This is a genomic window from Phycisphaeraceae bacterium (genome assembly GCA_019636795.1).
Taxonomy (GTDB): domain Bacteria; phylum Planctomycetota; class Phycisphaerae; order Phycisphaerales; family UBA1924; genus JAHBWW01.
Genome location: JAHBWW010000002.1, coordinates 481786 through 499719 on the forward strand (window position 1 = coordinate 481786; position 17934 = coordinate 499719).

14 protein-coding genes are annotated in these 17934 nt (G+C 60.3%); 4 read left to right on the plus strand and 10 right to left on the minus strand.

Features of this window, described 5'->3' with window-relative positions; genetic code table 11:
• Window positions 1-2: 2 nt before the first annotated feature.
• The 6 genes from KF757_05245 to KF757_05270 form a co-directional block, all read right to left on the minus strand.
• Window positions 3-974, minus strand: coding sequence for a hypothetical protein (locus KF757_05245; protein ID MBX3322376.1), 972 nt, complete (start codon window positions 972-974; stop codon window positions 3-5).
• Window positions 971-1996 (minus strand): ABC transporter permease, encoded by a 1026-nt coding sequence (locus KF757_05250; GenBank protein MBX3322377.1) that lies wholly within the window; start codon window positions 1994-1996, stop codon window positions 971-973. The genes KF757_05245 and KF757_05250 overlap by 4 nt, the downstream gene beginning before the upstream one ends.
• A complete protein-coding gene (locus KF757_05255; protein ID MBX3322378.1) occupies window positions 1989-3515 on the minus strand; it encodes a sugar ABC transporter ATP-binding protein in 1527 nt (508 codons plus the stop codon). The genes KF757_05250 and KF757_05255 overlap by 8 nt, the downstream gene beginning before the upstream one ends.
• Window positions 3512-5932 carry a glycoside hydrolase family 127 protein gene (locus KF757_05260; protein MBX3322379.1) on the minus strand — a complete coding sequence of 807 codons (2421 nt, stop codon included), beginning with the start codon at window positions 5930-5932 and terminating at the stop codon, window positions 3512-3514. The genes KF757_05255 and KF757_05260 overlap by 4 nt, the downstream gene beginning before the upstream one ends.
• A 50-nt stretch (window positions 5933-5982) precedes the next feature.
• Complete coding sequence (locus tag KF757_05265; GenBank protein ID MBX3322380.1) at window positions 5983-6957, minus strand: ABC transporter substrate-binding protein; 975 nt, start codon at window positions 6955-6957, stop codon at window positions 5983-5985.
• Between the two features lie 130 nt (window positions 6958-7087).
• Window positions 7088-7744, minus strand: coding sequence for a hypothetical protein (locus KF757_05270; protein MBX3322381.1), 657 nt, complete (start codon window positions 7742-7744; stop codon window positions 7088-7090).
• Between the two features lie 549 nt (window positions 7745-8293).
• On the opposite strand from KF757_05270, the gene KF757_05275 reads away from it, so the two are divergent.
• The 3 genes from KF757_05275 (at window position 8294) to KF757_05285 (ending at window position 11311) form a co-directional block, all read left to right on the plus strand.
• Window positions 8294-9952 carry a hypothetical protein gene (locus KF757_05275; GenBank protein MBX3322382.1) on the plus strand — a complete coding sequence of 553 codons (1659 nt, stop codon included), beginning with the start codon at window positions 8294-8296 and terminating at the stop codon, window positions 9950-9952.
• 153 nt (window positions 9953-10105) lie between these two features.
• On the plus strand, window positions 10106-10768 hold the full coding sequence (locus KF757_05280) for a DUF1579 family protein (protein MBX3322383.1): 663 nt from the start codon (window positions 10106-10108) through the stop codon (window positions 10766-10768).
• Window positions 10769-10771: 3 nt separating this feature from the next.
• Window positions 10772-11311 carry a DUF1579 family protein gene (locus tag KF757_05285; protein MBX3322384.1) on the plus strand — a complete coding sequence of 180 codons (540 nt, stop codon included), beginning with the start codon at window positions 10772-10774 and terminating at the stop codon, window positions 11309-11311.
• A 12-nt stretch (window positions 11312-11323) separates the two neighbouring features.
• Here the strand turns inward: KF757_05285 and KF757_05290 are convergent, their stop codons facing one another.
• Both KF757_05290 and KF757_05295 read right to left on the minus strand, forming a co-directional pair.
• Window positions 11324-12451 (minus strand): anti-sigma factor, encoded by a 1128-nt coding sequence (locus KF757_05290; GenBank protein MBX3322385.1) that lies wholly within the window; start codon window positions 12449-12451, stop codon window positions 11324-11326.
• On the minus strand, window positions 12448-13005 hold the full coding sequence (locus KF757_05295) for a sigma-70 family RNA polymerase sigma factor (GenBank protein ID MBX3322386.1): 558 nt from the start codon (window positions 13003-13005) through the stop codon (window positions 12448-12450). Before KF757_05295 ends, KF757_05290 begins: the two co-directional genes overlap by 4 nt.
• 243 nt (window positions 13006-13248) lie before the next feature.
• Here KF757_05295 and KF757_05300 point away from each other — a divergent pair, with 243 nt between their 5' ends.
• The gene (locus KF757_05300; protein ID MBX3322387.1) at window positions 13249-14124 is read left to right on the plus strand and encodes a DUF4394 domain-containing protein; all 876 of its coding nucleotides are present in this window, start codon (window positions 13249-13251) and stop codon (window positions 14122-14124) included.
• A 151-nt stretch (window positions 14125-14275) separates the two neighbouring features.
• Here KF757_05300 and KF757_05305 read toward each other — a convergent pair whose 3' ends face one another.
• A complete protein-coding gene (locus tag KF757_05305) occupies window positions 14276-15007 on the minus strand; it encodes a DUF1801 domain-containing protein (GenBank protein ID MBX3322388.1) in 732 nt (243 codons plus the stop codon).
• 58 nt (window positions 15008-15065) lie between these two features.
• On the minus strand, window positions 15066-17855 hold the full coding sequence (locus KF757_05310; protein MBX3322389.1) for a hypothetical protein: 2790 nt from the start codon (window positions 17853-17855) through the stop codon (window positions 15066-15068).
• Between the last annotated feature and the right edge of the window lie 79 nt (window positions 17856-17934).

A 17934-nucleotide genomic window follows, 5' to 3' on the forward strand; every position in this document is an offset into this window, starting at 1 on the left:
GATCATCGCAACCGGGTGCGACTGAGGAGTGAACCGGCGCGCCCGGCAACGAAGCGCTGAAGGACGATGAACGCTAACAAGAGGCTGCCGACGCAGATGCGTACCCACCAGGAGTTCTGAACCCCGAGCAGAAGCATGAGTTGCTGGATGAGGCTGAGAATGAGCACCCCGGCCGCCGCACCGACGATGGATCCGACGCCACCGACCAGTGGCGTGCCGCCGATCACCACTGCTGCGATGGCGTCAAGTTCATACAACATGCCAAAGCTTGCATTGCCCGCGCCAAGGCTGACCGTAGCGAGCACGCCTCCGATCGCAGCACATCCTGACGAGAGCGCGTAGACAGCGATGCGCGTGCGCGCGACTGGAACACCCATGAGACGTGCCGACTCTTCGCTGCCACCGATGGCAAAGACGTTGCGTCCGAAGCATGTGCTCCGGCTCAGGCGCCAGCACACTGCGACGATCAGTATGAACACGATCACCACCGGTGGCAACGCGCCAGCACTCCACACATCGAGACTGCGATAGAAGGCGTGGTCGATGCGGATGGATTCCTCACTGAGCATGAGTCCAAGGCCACGGAACAGAAACATGCCGCCAAGCGTCACGAGGAACGAAGGAATCTCGAAGGCATGAATGATCGCGCCCATGCCTGCGCCCGCGCATGTCGCCAGCGCGACGACAAGCGGTATGGCAACCAGCGGATGCACCCCTTGCTGAACAAGAATGGCGATGAGAATGCTTGAAAGCCCAACCATGGCACCGACAGAGAGATCGATGCCGCCGGAAATGATGACGAACGCCATGCCGATGGCCACAACACCAATCACAGCACTTCCCATCAGCACCATCCGTGCGCTCTGCCACGACGCGAAGGCGGGCTCGGCCACAATGCACGAAATTGCCACCGCGACCAGCACGCAGAAGGTGGCGATGCCCGGCACATGAGCCAGAATTGCGCGAGCCGTCATTGCGGCGCCCTCCGCCAGAAGGTGCCACAGCAACGCCGCACAAGGAACCGAAACCTGGATGACAGCATGAGGCACACCACAAGCACAGCAGCTGCTTTGACCGCAAGCATCGCACTCGGATTGATACTCTGCATGAGGAGCGTGGTGGTGAGCGCTTGAATGAAGATCGCCCCGATGACCGAACCCGCGATCGAGAACTTGCCGCCAGCCAGAGCCGTCCCGCCCAGAACAACCGCGAGAATCGCATCGAGTTCGAGGTACAACCCGACGTTGTTGGCATCGGCCGCCCGGATGTCGGACGCGGCGAGGAGCCCGGCGAATGCGGCGCACAAACCGCACAGGCCATAGCACCACAACCGAATGGACACAACCGGCACGCCGGCAAGCCTGGCCGCCGACTCACTCTCGCCAGTGCTCTCGACCATGAGTGCAAAGCCCGTGCGACGCGCAAGGAGCGCGACGGCAGTGACCAGCCCGGCGGCAAGAACAATCGGGAGCGGAATGCCGTACACCGTCGCGCTGTCGATCGCAACAAGTACAGGGTCGGAGAACGTGACGATCTGCCCATTGGTGAGCAACTGCGCCGCGCCGCGTCCGGCGACCATGAGAATGAGGGTCGCAACGATCGGCTGGATGCCGACAAACGCGACGAGCGCTCCGTTCCAAAGCCCCGCGGCAACGCCCAGGCCAAGTGCTGCGAGAATCGCAACCCAACCCGGAGCGCCCGCACTTGTTGTCAGAACCGCAGCGGCAGCAGCGGCAATCGCCATCACAGCCCCGACCGAAAGATCGATCCCTCGCGTCGCGATGACCAGCGTCATGCCGACCGCCAGCATCACAATGATCGAGCCATTGCTCAGCACGTCAACAAGCGAACCTGTCAGCCTCATGTCGCGCAGGCCGACCGAAAAGAACCCGGGCGTCCAGACTGCATTGAACGCCAGGAGCGCGACCAGCGCGCAGATCGGCCACACAATACGAGGAACCGCGCGGCGAGCGACCATGACCGGCTTGTCAGACATCGCTCACCTCGCGCGACAATGCGGCAGCGATGCGCTCCAGCGAGACCTCATCACTCGGGATTTCTTCGACCGTTCGCCCCTCGCGCATGACAACGATGCGCGAGGAATCGCGCGCGACTTCTTCGAGTTCCGACGAGATGAAAACAATCGCAAGATTTTTTGCACACAACTGGTGCATGAGAGTCGCGATTTCGTCCTTTGCTCCGATATCGATCCCTCGGGTGGGCTCATCGAGGATCAGGGCATCGAGATTCGTCGCCATCCAACGTGCGAGAATGACTTTCTGCTGGTTGCCGCCGCTGAGGTTTCGAACAGGAGTTTCGGGGCTTGGCGTTGCGATGCGAAGCGAGGTGATGTAGGTGCGTGCGATCTCGTGTTGTCGCTTTGCAGATATTCGCCGGTGCCAGCCCTGACGCGCCTGCAGAGCCAGAACGATGTTTTCACGCACTCCGAGGTGAGGAATGATCGCATCGTGTCTACGGTCTTCGGGGCACAGTGCGACGCCGCGACGAATCGCATCGCGGGGTCCGCGCGGTCGCGCCGAAGTGCCGCCCAGCATCAGCACGCCACGCGCAAGGCGATCGGCGCCTGTCACGAGTCTGGCCAGTTCAGTGCGCCCCGAGCCGAGCAGGCCCGCAACGCCGACCACTTCGCCTGGTCGAAGCAGAAGATCAAACGGCCCGAAGCCCGAGATGCTACACGCTCCGCGTGTCTCGATCACCGGCTTGGCATCCTGCGTCGCGCGCGACACCCGCCGCGTTGACCCGAGCGCCTCTGCCCGCGTCTCATCGACGCCGATCATGTCGGCGACAAGCCGGGCCCGCGAGAGCGCCGCGACCTGATGTTCAGCGACGAGTGAACCGTTGCGCAGCACGGTCACCGAATCGCACAGTTCGAACACCTGCCCGATGAAATGCGTGACGAATAACACGCCGACGCCCGTCGTGGCCAGAGTTCGCACGACCTTGAAGAGTCGCGCGACTTCGCTGGGGTCAAGGCTCGATGTCGGTTCATCGAGCACAAGCACACGCACATTCTGATCAATAGCACGCGCCATAGCAACGAGCTGCTGCACCGCAACTGGGTGCGACCCCAGCAACGATCGCACATCGATATCGAGCCCAAGTCGATCGAGCGCCGCCCTTGCGCGGCTCAGGCACGCTCGACGATCGATCAGCCCAAGATGCCTCTCGAAGCGCCCGAGCACGATGTTCTCGGCCACCGAAAGCGACGGCAGCAGATTGACCTCCTGATACACCGCCCCGATACCCAGGCGCTGGGCTTCGAGCGGAGAGCGCGGGCAAATCGGTTGGCCATTCAGGAATAACTCGCCTCGGTCGGCACGCTCAGCACCAGTGATGATCTTGAGCAGCGTGCTCTTGCCCGCGCCATTTTCGCCCATGATCCCCCGAATGCTCCCTGCGCCAAGCCGCATCGAAACATAGCGCAGCGCGTGCACGCCCGGGTACGCCTTGCACAGGCCCGAAGCACGCAAGAGAGGCTTGGCGTCGCTCGTCACTCGTCAACCGTCCACTCGAGAATGCCTGCCGACGCGCCGTCATCGAGTTGAATATCGATGCGCAGCGCTGCAGCCTTGATTGGCGCAAACTCCACAACGTTGTATCGGTCCTTGGCCACGCTGTTCACAGCGTCAGTTGCCAGCCGCACCCACACGCCATCGACCAATGCAGAGACGAACCACGACTTGGGCACGCGACAACCGCCACGCCCCTCGTCGTCAAACCAGTACACCGAAGTACGTGACACAGTCGTCGGCTCGGCAAAGGTCATTTGTGCCCACTCGGCCGTGCCACGATGATTCCACCATGTGTGCCTCGGAATCGAATGATCCGACGAACTCTGCGGCTCGCGCTGGTCATTGATGGCGCGCACCGTATCGCCCGACCAGCAGTGCGAGACCGTGATCGATGCGCGCGAGGCAATTGTCGATTCAGGCGGCACACGAACTCCATCAGCTGACGAGTGCATCCAGACCGCCATCGCGCCAGGCTCGCGATGCGCCCAGGCATAATACGGAATCGCACGGACTCTCACCGGCACGTTCTGAACTGATCCATCGCTCTTGCGCACAGCGCGAGCGCCTTCGATCTCGATGACATCGACCCCGCCGAGTAAGTCGGACGCGTGCTTCACCGTTGTTGCCGAATTCGGAGCAATAAAGAGCGTATCGAGTTCGCCTTCATGGTCCACGCCTTCGAAGCAGTACACCAAAGGCCCGCGCTCGATCGCCACGCGCCCCGCGTTCGCCTTGACCTTGTCATGACTCTTGATGAACCGCACCGGCATCGGGAACTCGACTTCGATCACATCGCCAGTCTTCCACGTCCGCGCGATGACTGCATATCCCTTTTCGAAACGCACTGACGCTGTCGCGCCATTGACCAGGATCGATGGTGACGCATTAACTGGTGTCAGATCGACATACAAATCAGTCGGGAACGATTGCCCTCGCGTCCAACCGGGAAGTCGCAGGTGCAATGCCAAGTCTGATGGCTCATCGACCGTGACCGCAAACTTTGTTCGACCCTTCCACGGATACTCCGTCTCCACATCGAGCGTCAGTTTTCCCTTGTCAGTATTCAGCACGCCGCGGCCGCCAACATACAGATTCACCCACACATCGCGCCCGCGAGTCGCGTAGGCGTATCCGGGCAGCGACGGCAGAAAGCGCACAACATTGACCGGGCAGCACGAACAATCAAACCACGGTGCACGCCCGAGCGAGCCTTGATTAAACGCTGTCACACCATCGCACGCCAGTGGGTTGGGATAGAAGAAGCGATCACCCGAGAGCGAGATGCCCGCCAGGAAGCCGTTGTACACCGTTCGCTCGAACACGTCCATGTACTTCGATTCGCCCGAGAGCAGGAACATGCGATGGTTCCATAGCGCGCTGGCGATGGCGGCACAGGTTTCGTTGTAAGCCGTGTCGTTGGGCAGGTCATAGTCGTCGCCGAAGCCTTCGTTGTGCCGATGCGCCCCGATCCCGCCAGTGAGATACATGCGCCGACTGACAAGGTGCTCCCAGATTGTTTCGAGTGCACCGACCCAATCGGCGATCCCCCGCGCATCGGCCACGTCGGCCATCGCGCTGTACATATAGCCGGCACGCACCGCGTGCCCCACCGGCTCGCTCTGCTGGGCGACCGGCAGGTGATCCTGAGCATACTGGCCATAGGTCGTGCGCAATTCCGAGCGGCCGCGCATGTCCAGAAAAAAGTGCGCCAGATCCAGATATCGCTTCTCACCCGTCACGCCCGCCAGACGCACAAGCCCGATCTCGATTTCCTGATGTCCCGGCACATCGATCCGTTGGCCAGGATTGGGACCGAAGACGCGGTCGATCAGGTTCGCGTTGCGAATCGCCACGTCAAGCAGCGTTCGCTTGCCCGTGGCCTGAAAGTGCGCCACCGCTGCTTCATACAAGTGCCCCACGTTGTACAGTTCGTGACTGTGCGCCAGATGCGACCATCGCTCTGCACCAGCAGCACGCGAAGTGATGGCATCTCCCTGAATCGTGCGAATTGTGTAGAGATACCCGTCGTCCTCCTGAGCCGCAGCGATCTTCTCGATCAGTTCATCAAGATACGTGTCCAGTTCCGGGTCCGGGCTGGTGTGCAATGAGTACGCTGCCCCTTCGATGACCTTGAACACGTCCGAGTCGTTGTAGCAGATGCCTTCGAAATCGCCCTCTTCGAGCCCGCCAGCGACTGCAAAGTTGCGGATACGCCCCGTCTGCTCGCACATGCGAAAGTCGTACCACACCGTAACTGTGCGGTTGGTGTCGATGCGAGGCTTCCAGAAGCCGTCGGCAAATTCCACCGCAGTAAACGGCGTGGGCACAATGCGCTCATGCGTCATGCCGGAAACCTGCGATACCGCTGCCAACACCATTGACGCAAGAACACAGAGCATGGCCTAATCCTCCAGCGTTGTATCGCGTGTCGGGTGCTACGGGGCTGCATTCAATACTGCCTGGAATCGATCACATCGGCAGCGACTGACCGATCGAACACCTGATCGACAACCTTGATCCACTTGGGCAGCGTCTCGCCGGCACGCACACGCTCGATGGCGTCGAAGGCCGCCGGCCCAAGAAGCGGGTTGCACTCCACCGTGCAGTTGAGCGAACCCTCGATCATCGCTTCAAAGGCCGCACGCACTCCGTCAATCGAGATCAGCACGATATCGGTGCCTGGTACAAGTCCTGCCTCGCGGATGGCCTGGATCGCGCCCAGCGCCATGTCGTCGTTGTGCGCATAGACCGCATGGATCGGTTCGCTCTCGGCTTTGAGAAATGCCTCCATCACTTCCTTGCCTTTCGAGCGCGTGAAGTCGCCCGATTGCGATCGCACGATCTGCATGTTCGGGAAGTCGGCAAGCACTTCCTCAAACCCCTTCTTGCGGTCGATGGCCGGTGCTGCACCGGGCGTGCCTCGAAGTTCGACGATGCGCCCCGTGCCTTCGAGTTTTTCCGCCAGCCAGCGTGCCGCCAGCCGCCCCTCTTCGACAAAGTCCGACGCGATGAGCGTGGTGTAGAGCGAGTCGTCCGAAACATTGACCCCGCGATCGACGAGGATCACCGGAATGCCCGCGCGCTTCGCTTCATTGAGCACTGGTTCCCATCCGGTCTCGACAACCGGCGCGAGAATGATCGCATCGACACGCTGGACGATGAACGAGCGCACAGCGTTGATCTGATTTTCCTGCTTTTGTTGTGCGTCGGAGAATCGCAAATCCACGTTGCGGGCTGCGGCTTCGGCCCGAATCGACTCGGTTTCCGCGGTTCGCCAGGCACTCTCGGCTCCGATCTGTGCAAATCCAACCTTGAGGCGTTCAGATTTCGTCGCGGTGCCATTGGTCGGTTGTTCGGCTGGCTTGGAACAACTGACAACGGCACAGGCGATCACGGTCAGAGCAAGCAGGGCAAAGCGGCGCATGAAGACTCCTTGTTGCACAGGCCAAAGCGAGTATAAGAGGATGGGCGTTGGGGCGTAGAGAGAACTGTGGTGCGCATTAAAAAACCAGCCCTTTCGGGCTGGTTTTGGAGGTCAAACTGAGGCGATAGACTCAGCGGCGACGACGCAGGCCAGCGAGACCAGCGAGACCGAAGAGAGCCGCAGCGCCCGGAGCGGGCACTTCGTTGACATTGAGGGTCCACGACACGAGGCTGCCGGAGTCGGCGCCAACCCAGTCATAGATCTGGATCGACCATGTGCCAGCGCTGCCCGAAATGCCAGCAGCCGACGAGTTGAAGATGCCGAGGTTGCCGTTGGTCCACTGGGCGCTGTTGAAGCCCCAGGCGTACGTGCCCGAAGCGATGTTGTTGGCCGAGCTCACGCCACCGGGGATTGCCGCGCCGCCGTCGGCGAACGTGTAGTTGCCGAGGAAGTTGTCACTCCAGCCGACGGAGCCGGCGACCGAACCGCCACGGACGAGCACGTTGTAGCGTGCGGTGGGGGTGGTCAGGACGATGTGCACGTCGCCGATCCACGTGTGACGCAGGTCGGTGAACGTGATGCTCTTGACGCTCTTGACGTCATTGAGCACAGTGACCGACGAGGTGAACGGGGTGGGCGGCAGAACCGACTGCCATGTGCCGCCGCCGCCGGTGCCAGCTGCGGGAATCACGCCGCCGCCGCCGGTGTACGAAGCGGGAATATTGGCCATCGCTGCCGATGCCAGACTGAGTGCTGCCCCTGAAACCAGAATAGTCGCAATCTTCATTGTCCTGTCCTCTCTGCAAAATCCTCTGAACCATGACACTCCCAAGGTCCGATGCCACACGCCTTCGGGATGGAAGTGCCTCTCTCTCTCAAGTGAGGGGCCGCGGAAACGGTAAACCCTCCCACAAAGGACAGTACACCGAAGTGTTCTTGAAATGTCAAGAGAAATACGACTTTTATTTCGTGAATTTTACCGCACATCGCACCATAATGCGTGCCAATCCCACGGCTTACAGGCATGGGTATGATGCTGTCGTGAGCGTACTTTCGTTGAAATGCAACAACGTCCTGTAAAAGAAAGACTTATGGCATTGACCCTCATACTCGATGCACTCGACTGCGCCACCCCCTAGCAACCGCTGGGCTATTGACCTCGGAAACTCTTAACACAATGTCCATGAATCGAGTACATGTTATCGGGCTATTGCACGGACACGACTATTTAGTTCGTGTTGTGTTCGCATGCCTTATGGCAAACAGTGCGCATGCCCAGGTCACTCCCGCGGAAACGCGCCTGGATGCGGTTTTTGGGCGACCTGTAGTGGTCCCGATGCGTGCTGTGGGACGGTCGATTCCCGATCGTGTCACCATTCGCCTTGACGATGGCCGGACGATCGAGGGTGAGGTGCAGTGGATCAGCGCGACGTGGCCCGAAGAACAGGCTCAATCAACCTGGCTCGGGTCGCTGGCAACTCTGACCGCCTACGCGCCGCGCGACCCGGCATCGGGCCGAGGCCCCGGGTCGTGGGTCATGCGCATGAACTATCCGCTTGCGTCCGCTGGCCAAGGCTTCTGGCTCGATGGGCAGCGTTACGAAGTCAACTGGATGCCCGATCCGCTTCGTCTTGTGGGTCCAAATGCCCGTGATGCGTGGTCCAGTCCGCTGACTGCTGAGGAACAAAGCGACCCTTTGCTGCGCACGCTGGTGGCTGCATACGAGGGCCATCCGCTTGCCGGGTGGAGGCATGATCTGGCCATGGGCAATTTGACTCCCAAGCCTGAGTTTGACCCTCCCGAGGCTGGCGGAGCGGTCGATGACCTCGACGCCCTGCGTGCCGAACTGCTTTCGCCTGCACGCATGAAACCAATCACGCAAGATCTCGCAGCGATCGAGCGTGGGCGCTGGCAGGTGGCATTGGCGCGCATGGCCGAGACCGACGCCGAACTTGCTGCCCGTGTGCGCACAACGCTGGCTGGAGCAGTCAGGACCGATCTGGGCGCCTTGCCTATCTGGCTGGGGTCGGATCGGCAACTCGATGAACTGCTCGATGCGGTGCTCGATCCGCAAACCTCCCGCGACACTCGGGCACGGCGCATGAAAGAATGGCTGGACGCGATTCCGAGCACGGCGTCATGGGTGGCTGATGACTCTGGCTGGCAGGATGGGCTGACGGGCGAACTGAGGCCGACAGTTGGAGTTGTGAATCTTTCAAGTGGCGTGGTTCTGGCGTGGGCGCGTGGCGTGGAGGCCACCGGGGGCGGCGATCTCTCGCCACTCCTGCCGCGCGAAATGCGATATTTGCGCGCAGAAATCAATCCGGGAACGGGCATGTCGGGGCCTCGCCTCGGCCCTGGCGCAGAGATACAGATCGGATCTACGCCAAGATACCTTCCGGTGATCGGGTCGGTGATTCCGGTCGCGCCACCGGGGTTTGCGATTGGGCCTTTGCGGGCTGAATGGACACTCGATGCGTGGGTCGGAAGCGATGACCAGCGCGACGCAGGAGTCCCGGTTTCGGGGTTGTCGGCGGGGATGCTGTTTCGTGGGGGTCCGACGGACGTCGGAGGGGTCGCTGCGTTTGTTGGACCTCATGAATCCACCGGGGCGTGGGTTGTGTATGTAGAGGCGCGCGTGCCGGTGGGCGGGCCGATGTTGCCGGAGGATCGGTTTGAGCTCTGGTTTGGGCCGTTCGGGGCGGCTACGCGCGTGATTCATGTGTATTCGGATGGTCGTGTCACCAATGGCGTGACGGGCGCCGACGCCCCCGGATTCGGGGTCAGCGTGCTGCGGCTGGCGGACCGGTGGGTTGCGCGGGTGCCGGTGCCGGCGCATGTGATCGAGGATGATGGGATTGTCCGCCTTGGCGCGGTTCGCCGCGATGGGCTGGGGGTGCGTTCTTCGTGGCCGAGGCGATTGCTCCCGGGGCAGATCGAGCCCGGGCGCGTGGCGGTGCAGACTCGTGCATGGGATGGGTTTCGGGAGGATTGACCGGGGGACGGGACGCTAGAGTTCACCCGGTGTTCAGATCGACCGGTTGTTGCGTGTGTGACGCGAACTGGTCTGCGAGACTCGCGGTCGAGGCCCGGTGCTGGGCACTCGATGAACAATCGAACGCTATTCAAATCAAGAAGGAGTGCTGGCATGAAGATTCGTGATGTGCTGATCGCGACAGGCAGTGTTGTGGTGTGTGGGGCGGCCGCTGGTGTATGGTCCTTGTGCTGCAGCGAGGAATCGCAGCGCACTGTGGTGCCGGTTTCGTTCGTGTCTCAGCCTGGTGACCCGCAGGAAGAGATGATCAAGAACATGCTTAAGGAGCAGGCAGCACTCGCGCCACAGCACAAGGTGCTGGAGGCTCTGGTTGGTACGTTCAACGCTGAGATGAACTTTCTGATGGAGCCGGGCGGCGAGCCTGACAAGACCAAAGGCGTCAGCGTGAACAAGTCGATCCTTGGTGGGCGCTTCGTGACGATGGAGTTTGCGGGCGACATCAACATGTTCGGCGATGTCATCAAGTTTGCGGGGCTTGGGATGATGGGCTTTGACAAGGCCAAAGGGGAGTACGTCATGACCTGGGTCGACACGATGTCGACGAGTTTGCTGATTCAGGCTGGCAAGCCCGCAGCGGATGAGAAACGCATCGAGGTTTCGGGCACGGCAGCATCGGTCATGGGTGAACAGCAGATGAAGCATGTGTACATCATCGAGAGCAACGACAAGCACACGCTCGAGTTCTACCAGGCGGTGCCTGGCATGGACGAGATGATGAAGATCGGTTGGATCAACTACTCGCGCAAGGGGGACTGACCCATGGGATGCGGCAAGCACGACTGCGGGTGCGGCGAAGGCGACGCGATGGCCATGATGAACACAATGGCCGAGTTGGCGGCGCCGGATCAAGCCCATCAACTGCTCACGCCATTTGTGGGTGCCTGGAATGCCGAGGTGAAGTTCTGGTGGGAAGGCAGCGATGAGCCTCACGTCTCGACAGGTGTGATGCTCAATGACTGGATTCTCGGCGGACGCTGGATTGAACAGCGCTACCGCAGCGATGATGGTCTCTTCGCGGGCATGGGGTTGATGGGCTACAACAAGACCACCGGCAAGTTCGAGGGCTTGTGGATCGACAGCGCCTCGACGATGATGCAGTTCGAAACGGGAGACCACAACCCGAGTTCAAACACCTTCGAGATGACCAGTCAGATGCTTTGCCCGCAAACGAGAGTGCCCCTGCTCAAGCGTTCGGTGCTTCGTGTCCAGAGCAATGATCGGCACACGATGGAGTCGTATTTCAAGTCGGCGACCGGGCCCGAGCAGAAAACGATGGAGATCACGTTCGTGCGCCGGTAACCTGGCACGCTTTTATGAACCTTCGCGCGGCGCGACAACAACGCGACGGCGCAGGTCAGGAACCCATGTCCCGCCCGGATCTTCGATGGTGATGGCAAAGAGGGCCACGCGCCGGACATCGATGCCGGGCCTGATCGGGACGATGACTTCACCCTCAGCGGTGGCGTTGAACACGCCGCCGCTGACTTTTTGTTCCATGCCGCGCTCGTCAATGATCCAGACCTGATACTGCTCGATGTTGGGGTCGTTTGGATCAAGACCGACAAAGCGAAGGAAACCCTGTTGAAGTTCGTCGTTCCAGACGACATCACCACTGACGCCCTGCTTCTCGGCGGGGTTGTCGGGCAGATCGAATGGAGCCCACCCGATGCGCACGGTGTCGGGGAAATCGAGGAGTTTGCGGCGATTGGCGGCGAGTTCGGCCGGATCGACGGGAGTTTCGTAGCGGGCGATGGCGAGGCGTGCAAGGCTGAGATCCTCGGTCGCGAGCGAAAGACGCTCGACGAGTTCGATCTCGCGTTGTGCGGCCTGTGCCATTGCTACTGCTTGAGATGCCAGGGTATCGTCGCGCAGTGCGAGTTCCTGCGAGAGTGCTTCGGCTCGCTCGCGGGCAGCCGCCAGAATGGCACGGTTGTTATCAACCTGCTGCTGGAGCGATTCGAGTTGCTGCTGTGCCTGGCTCAGGAGCGAGTTGGATTTTTCGAGTTCTGACTGCCGCAGCATGATGGCGCGCCCTGACACCGCGACAACGCCCACGAGCAAGGCAATGGTCGCAGCAACTGGCACCCAGCGGGGAAAGGCGCGGCGACGTGAGATGGACCCGATCGAAGATGCAGCCTGATGATCCGAACTGGCGGTCAGTGATTTCTCGCCGCGAACTATGCGCTGTCCACTTTCGATGAGTCGTGATCGCAAATTTGCAGGCAGTGTGCTTGTGTCAGTGTTTTGGGGCGATGAGTTTGCCTCGTCCAAAGCAACAATCAGATTGCCGATCACGTTTTCGACATCATGATCGAGACTTGCTGAAGTGAGCATGGCGTCCATCTCGGCGCGTTCGTCGGGGTCGAGACCATGCACATTGTGATCGACGAGCAATTCGAGCAAACGGGAGCGTTCTGAAGGCGTCAGCGGGGCAGTCATGCTCCACCTCCCTTTCGCATCGGCACGGCGCGATCGTTTATCGCGACAGATTCGCACAGGCGAATGAGTCCGCGACGAAGGCGCGACTTGACCGTTCCCTCGGGAGAGGCTGTAGCCTGGGCGATTTGGCGCTGGCTCATGCCTCGGTTCAGCGACATCCAGATGGCGTTGCGCTCATCAGGCGGGAGTTGATCGAAAGCCTGAGCAATTTTTGTGAAATCGTCGGAACGGCCTTTGGCCGGGTCGAGCGATGCGGGGGCGTCGTGATCTTCGATCGGGAGCGTGAAGCGCACCTTCATGCGACGCTGGTAGTCGATCAGTTTGCGGTGGGCAATGATGGCCACGAAAGCGGGCTCGGATCCTCGTGCCGGATCGAAACGGGATGCGTGGGTCCAGAGATCGACAAAGACTTCCTGAACGGCATCCTCGATTTCGCCCGGACACTGTGACAGGTAGCGTTGTGCCAGGCGCCAGATGAGCCCGCCATACTCGTCTATGCATGCGACGACTGCTGTCTGGTCGCCGGCCGAGATTTGACGCAGGAGGTCGGGCAAGGGGCAGAAACTCCAAGGACATGTTTGTGAGGGAGCGTTCGGACCGACATGGGTTCGATGCTAGCCCTCAGTTGGGTTCCAAGAGGATCTCTGAAATTTCGATTTGGCAAAAACCTTTTGATGGGCCAAGCCGAAAGCCCGGCAACATCGGTCGCAAGACCACATCGACACAACCTCGCGTTGGACGAGCGTCGCAGGTATTGCTCGGCGTGGGGTATGTCATGCACTCGAAAGGAGTCTGTCGTGGATAATCGGATGTTCAAGGGTGGAATGAATCTTATCGTACTGGTTGCAGGCTTGGGAATTGGCGTCTCGAACGCATCGGCCGACCTCGTGCTCGGAGTCACGAACAACGGCGTGCTGATCTCGTTTGAAGCAAGCAACCCATCGGCCATTCTCTCGGGTGTGGCCATCAGCGGGCTTCAAGTCAATGAGCAGATTCGAGGGATCGATATCCGCCCGGCGACGGGAGAACTGTTTGCGCTTGGCAGCTCAAGCCGCTTGTACACGATCAACCGTCACACAGGCGTGGCGATGCAGGTTGGGATTGGACCATTTCAGAACATGCTCAATGGGTCGTCATTCGGGTTCGACTTCAACCCGACAATCGATCGCATACGCGTGGTCTCCAATGCCGATCAGAACCTGGTTCTGAACCCCAACGACGGAACGTCAACGCAGGTGACGCCACTGTTCTATGCGACAGGCGATGTCAATGAAGGCATCAATCCGAACGTTGTGGGCTCGGCATACACGAACAACTTTGCAGGCGCGTTGACTTCGCAGTTGTATGGCATCGACACCGGGCTGGACGTTCTTGTGCGCCAGGCCAACAGTGCAGGAACGCTCGAAACCGTCGGCTCGCTCGGAGTCGATCTGACCGACGTGGTGGGCTTTGACATCTCCGGGCGCACTGGAATCGCGTACGCATCGGTTCTTGATGTCATGCTCTCCCGCACGACTTTCTGGTCAATCGATCTCATGACCGGCCAGGCGATGAGCATCGGCGAAATCGGTGGCGGATCGCTCGTGACAGCTATGACGGTCATTCCGACGCCGGGCGGGGTAGCGATCGGGAGCATCGCAGGACTTGCACTGCTCCGTCGGCGCCGTCGTTGATCTTCAAACGGCAGCTTTGAAGCGATGGTGAGGAGGATTCCATCGCTCGAAGGTCGAGATCAAAGTTTCTGTGGCGCTAAACCCACGTCAGGCACCCCCGCAGGTGGCATCCGATCGAAGGCTGTTTCACCCTGCGGGGGTCGCTGCGCGCTCAGCGCGAACGGGTGCGTGTTGATCTGCGAGGCTTGGTTGTCGTGGCCGGCTCCGGAGCGCGTGAACGCGCGCGGGAAGTTGGGGAGATCTGTTTCTTCTCCGCTTTCTTTCCGCCAGTCGCTTTCGTTGCAGGCGATTTGGTTGACTTTTTCTTCTTCGCTACTTTCTCTTTGACAACCTTTGACACTTTCTTCTTTGACACCTTCTTCGCAGCAGGCTTGGCTGGAGTCGTCCTGGCAGCTGGTCCAGTTGCTGACTTCTTTGCGGGTGTGCCAGCTTCGACACGTGCAGCTTCGTACTGCGCGACGTACGCAGCGACGGATACACGCTGCACAGCATCAGCGATGACATCGAGCGCCAGATCCTCGACCTTCTTGAATCGAATGCAAGCCTTGCCAGCATCGAGTTTCCTGGCACCCGAAGCAGCCCACGCGCGTTCGAACCGTTCGCGCTCGTCAAGGCTGTAATAGATGCACGACAGGTAAAGCGACATGTGCCCCTTCTGCGAGGCGAGGCCCGCGAAAGGCAATGGCTGTGACGGGTCGCAGTGATAGCCCGGCGGATAGATCGAGTGCGGCACGTAGTACCCGATCATGCCGTACTGCATGCCCTCTTCATAGCCCGCGGGAAGGCAAGCGAGAATTGCCTTCCGCACAGTCTGGATCGCTGCCCGGCGATCGGCGGGCAACTGGGCCACATACTCGTCAACCGTTCGTGCGTTGCTTTGCATGGCACAATTGTACCATGCTGTCACGCTCATCGACAATCTGCCGCGAACCGCACGCCGATCAGGGGCAACCGGCGCTGTAGGCATTCAGATACGTCTGCACATCAAAGAAGTCGAGGATGCCGTCGCCATTGAAGTCGGCAACGGGGTTCTGAGTGGAATACGCATGCAAGAACGCCTGCACGTCGAAGAAATCGAGAATCCCGTCAGCATTGATGTCTGCGAGGCAGGGCAGTGGCTCATCGGGTAAGACTGCGTGCAAAATGGCAAAGCCGAGGGTGTCAGGAACATGGATGACAAGCGTGCGCGTTGTGCGGAACTTGCCGTCGTCGGCTGTGAAGAGCACATGGTGGGGTTCGGAGTACCCATTGGCGCTCGTGACCTGAAGTGAGTCGGGATTGAACTCGAAGCGCCCATCCTCGGGGTTGAAGGTGCCGTTTTCGATCGGGGTTGCGCGAAGGGTGATCGGATCGCCGTTGGCGTCAGACGCAAGAACTCGCATCGAGAACATGCCGCCCTCTGCAACGGTAACGGTATCAGCAGAAGTAAAACCGAGGGTCGGCAACGCGTTGCTCTGTCGCGACCGATGGGTCATGATGTCGAACGTGTACTGGTCCTGTTGGCCTGCGGCGAAGGCAATGTTCACATCATCGACTTCGAGGAAGTGATATTCAACGACCTGCTGCACACCTTCGGTCCAGACTGCTTCGAGCACGAGCAGCGCGTTGCGACCGACGGGGTCTGGCGCGTTGAAGGTGTTGTTGTTCTCGCGGCTTGACCAGGGGTTGTTGACATTCATGCCGCCGTTCCAACCGGGCAGGGTCACATTCGGGAAGGTCCACTGCCCCTGAGCGTTGGTGGTGCCTGAGAACTTCGGGGTATTGGGCACGATCGCGTTGCGCTCGCGCTGGAAGATGCGCAGTGCTGCGTTCGCGACTGGTGAGCCGTCGAAGTTGCGGAGTTTGATCGAGATCGGTCCTTGCGGGATCGCACCGAGATAGTCGCCATAGAACCCGCGACGGAGGCCGAGGTTGCGGTTCATGCCCGCTACCGACCCGCGGCTGAAGAAGCGGGCTCCGGTGTTTGCCATAGCCCCGCGACCGGTTGCGTCGATGCGTGCGACACCGTTGAAATAAAAGTATCGTTCGTTGCCATAGGCCACGTTCCATGGGCTGACGAGCGGCATGAGTGCCGTGCCTGCTACGAGTTGCCCGTTATGGCGAATGAGCATGTTCTGCGTGGCGACATCGTAGTTGTAGATGTCGATGAGCCCGACCTGGTGCGCGAGTTCATGAACCAGCGCGTGATCGACCTTCTTGATGAAGGCCTGAATGTACCACACGGGCCAGTCGAATCCCCACACGCCGTCGGTCGTCCATGTGACGTTGCCAATTGGCTCGTGCGTCCCGCCGGGGTCGAGTGTTCCATCGGGCACGACCTCGAGCATGGCGAGCCGGAATCGCTGCCGCCCGCCCGAGATCCAGAGTTTGCGCTGCAGCGCGAGCATCTGAAGTTGGGCCCAGTCTTCGGGAGAATAGGTTTCGATGAAGTTTGGTCGAATGCTGAAATCGTCGTAGGTGTGCTGATCGATGTAGAAATGGAACTGGATGGCGTTGATGTAGTCCTTGCGCGTATTGTTGAGGAGGCTGCTCTCTTCGACAGTGTTTTCCGGATCGAGCGTGAGTTCGATTGTGTGGTTGCCGATCGCGCGTTGATACTTGGGTGACTGATAGACCTCGGCACCCGGATTGATATCAATGGTCTGCACGGCATCGGCCGGCCACGGACGCTGATAGGTCAGGAGCATGCGCTCGCCGGGTTGCATGACCGGAATGATGCCGGTGTTGACAACAACGCCATTAAAACGCCACTCGAAGGGCACGTCATACGCGGGCACGTCGCCCTTGTTGAAGACATGTCCTGTCCATGTGACGAGTTCGCCCGGAGCGGGCCATTTCTGCTGATTGAGGTACTGTGTCTGGATCCGCTGGTCGCCGTTGAAGTTGATGCGGAATCGTTCGTACTCGGGCGAGCGATGAATGAACCCGACATTGAGATCGACAGGTCGCACCGCGCGCACATTGAGCGTGGTCTGGGCCTGCACGACGCCGATCTGGGCAAGGATGCCGGTTGAGCCGACACCGACTGCTGTAGCCAGTCCGTCTGCGACCGTTGCTACGTTCTGGTTCGTGGCTGACCAGTCGGCGATGGAGGTCACGTCGTAGCGCACAGGGCCGTAACTGAGCGAGGCTTCAGCGGTGTACTGAATCGAGTTTCCGACCGGGATCTCGCGGGTGCCGGTGGGCGAGAGTTCGATGGTGTTGATGCGAACGGTCTGGCCGTTGATGACGACTTCTTCAGTCGGCTCGGGCGACTGAAGTTCGAGTTCGCGGATATGGACGAAGTCGTCGCGCTCGAGCCGCTGAACAATGAAGCGCCACACACGCCGCGTGACAGGCGCATCGTTCCATTCGGCCCAGCCCATGATGCTGTCCTCGACGCGGTGAGCGTTGAGCACGCGCACCCAAGTGCCGGTTTGTGCGTTGAGGTCTGCCAGTGAGTTGGCGGCTTCGATCGTGATATTGTGCGGGCTTGCAGCCACAAGGGCACGCATCGCGCCGACAGCGCGCTGCTGCGTGAACTCGACGGTGATGATGGCGGGGTTGATCGACGCCGAGCGGTAGATGTTGTTCCAATCGCGATCGAACAGCGCATCCTTGTGCCCGATGTCCCACGCCGACGCGGTGACTGTCGCCTGACCCGCGAGTTCGAGATCACGAATGTAAATGATGTCGGCCCGCACTGTGCTGGCGAGCATGAGAGCCATAACAAGGATCAACCGCTGAAGCATGGCATTATCCCCCCGCGCGCCCGAGTCTTCATCAAGGCGGCAACCACAGCCTACAGCCTCATGCGCCATCGTCAACCGA

Bases quoted from the DNA above. Each gene is read 5' to 3' on its own strand.
- KF757_05285 (MBX3322384.1), top strand. From the start codon at position 10,772: ATGGGATGCGGCAAGCACGACTGCGGGTGCGGCGAAGGCGACGCGATG.
- KF757_05305 (MBX3322388.1), bottom strand. From the start codon at position 15,007: ATGCAAAGCAACGCACGAACGGTTGACGAGTATGTGGCCCAGTTGCCC.
- KF757_05290 (MBX3322385.1), bottom strand. From the start codon at position 12,451: ATGACTGCCCCGCTGACGCCTTCAGAACGCTCCCGTTTGCTCGAATTG.
- KF757_05250 (MBX3322377.1), bottom strand. From the start codon at position 1,996: ATGTCTGACAAGCCGGTCATGGTCGCTCGCCGCGCGGTTCCTCGTATT.
- KF757_05310 (MBX3322389.1), bottom strand. From the start codon at position 17,855: ATGCTTCAGCGGTTGATCCTTGTTATGGCTCTCATGCTCGCCAGCACA.
- KF757_05280 (MBX3322383.1), top strand. From the start codon at position 10,106: ATGAAGATTCGTGATGTGCTGATCGCGACAGGCAGTGTTGTGGTGTGT.
- KF757_05275 (MBX3322382.1), top strand. From the start codon at position 8,294: ATGCGTGCTGTGGGACGGTCGATTCCCGATCGTGTCACCATTCGCCTT.
- KF757_05265 (MBX3322380.1), bottom strand. From the start codon at position 6,957: ATGCGCCGCTTTGCCCTGCTTGCTCTGACCGTGATCGCCTGTGCCGTT.
- KF757_05260 (MBX3322379.1), bottom strand. From the start codon at position 5,932: ATGCTCTGTGTTCTTGCGTCAATGGTGTTGGCAGCGGTATCGCAGGTT.
- KF757_05245 (MBX3322376.1), bottom strand. From the start codon at position 974: ATGACGGCTCGCGCAATTCTGGCTCATGTGCCGGGCATCGCCACCTTC.
- KF757_05270 (MBX3322381.1), bottom strand. From the start codon at position 7,744: ATGAAGATTGCGACTATTCTGGTTTCAGGGGCAGCACTCAGTCTGGCA.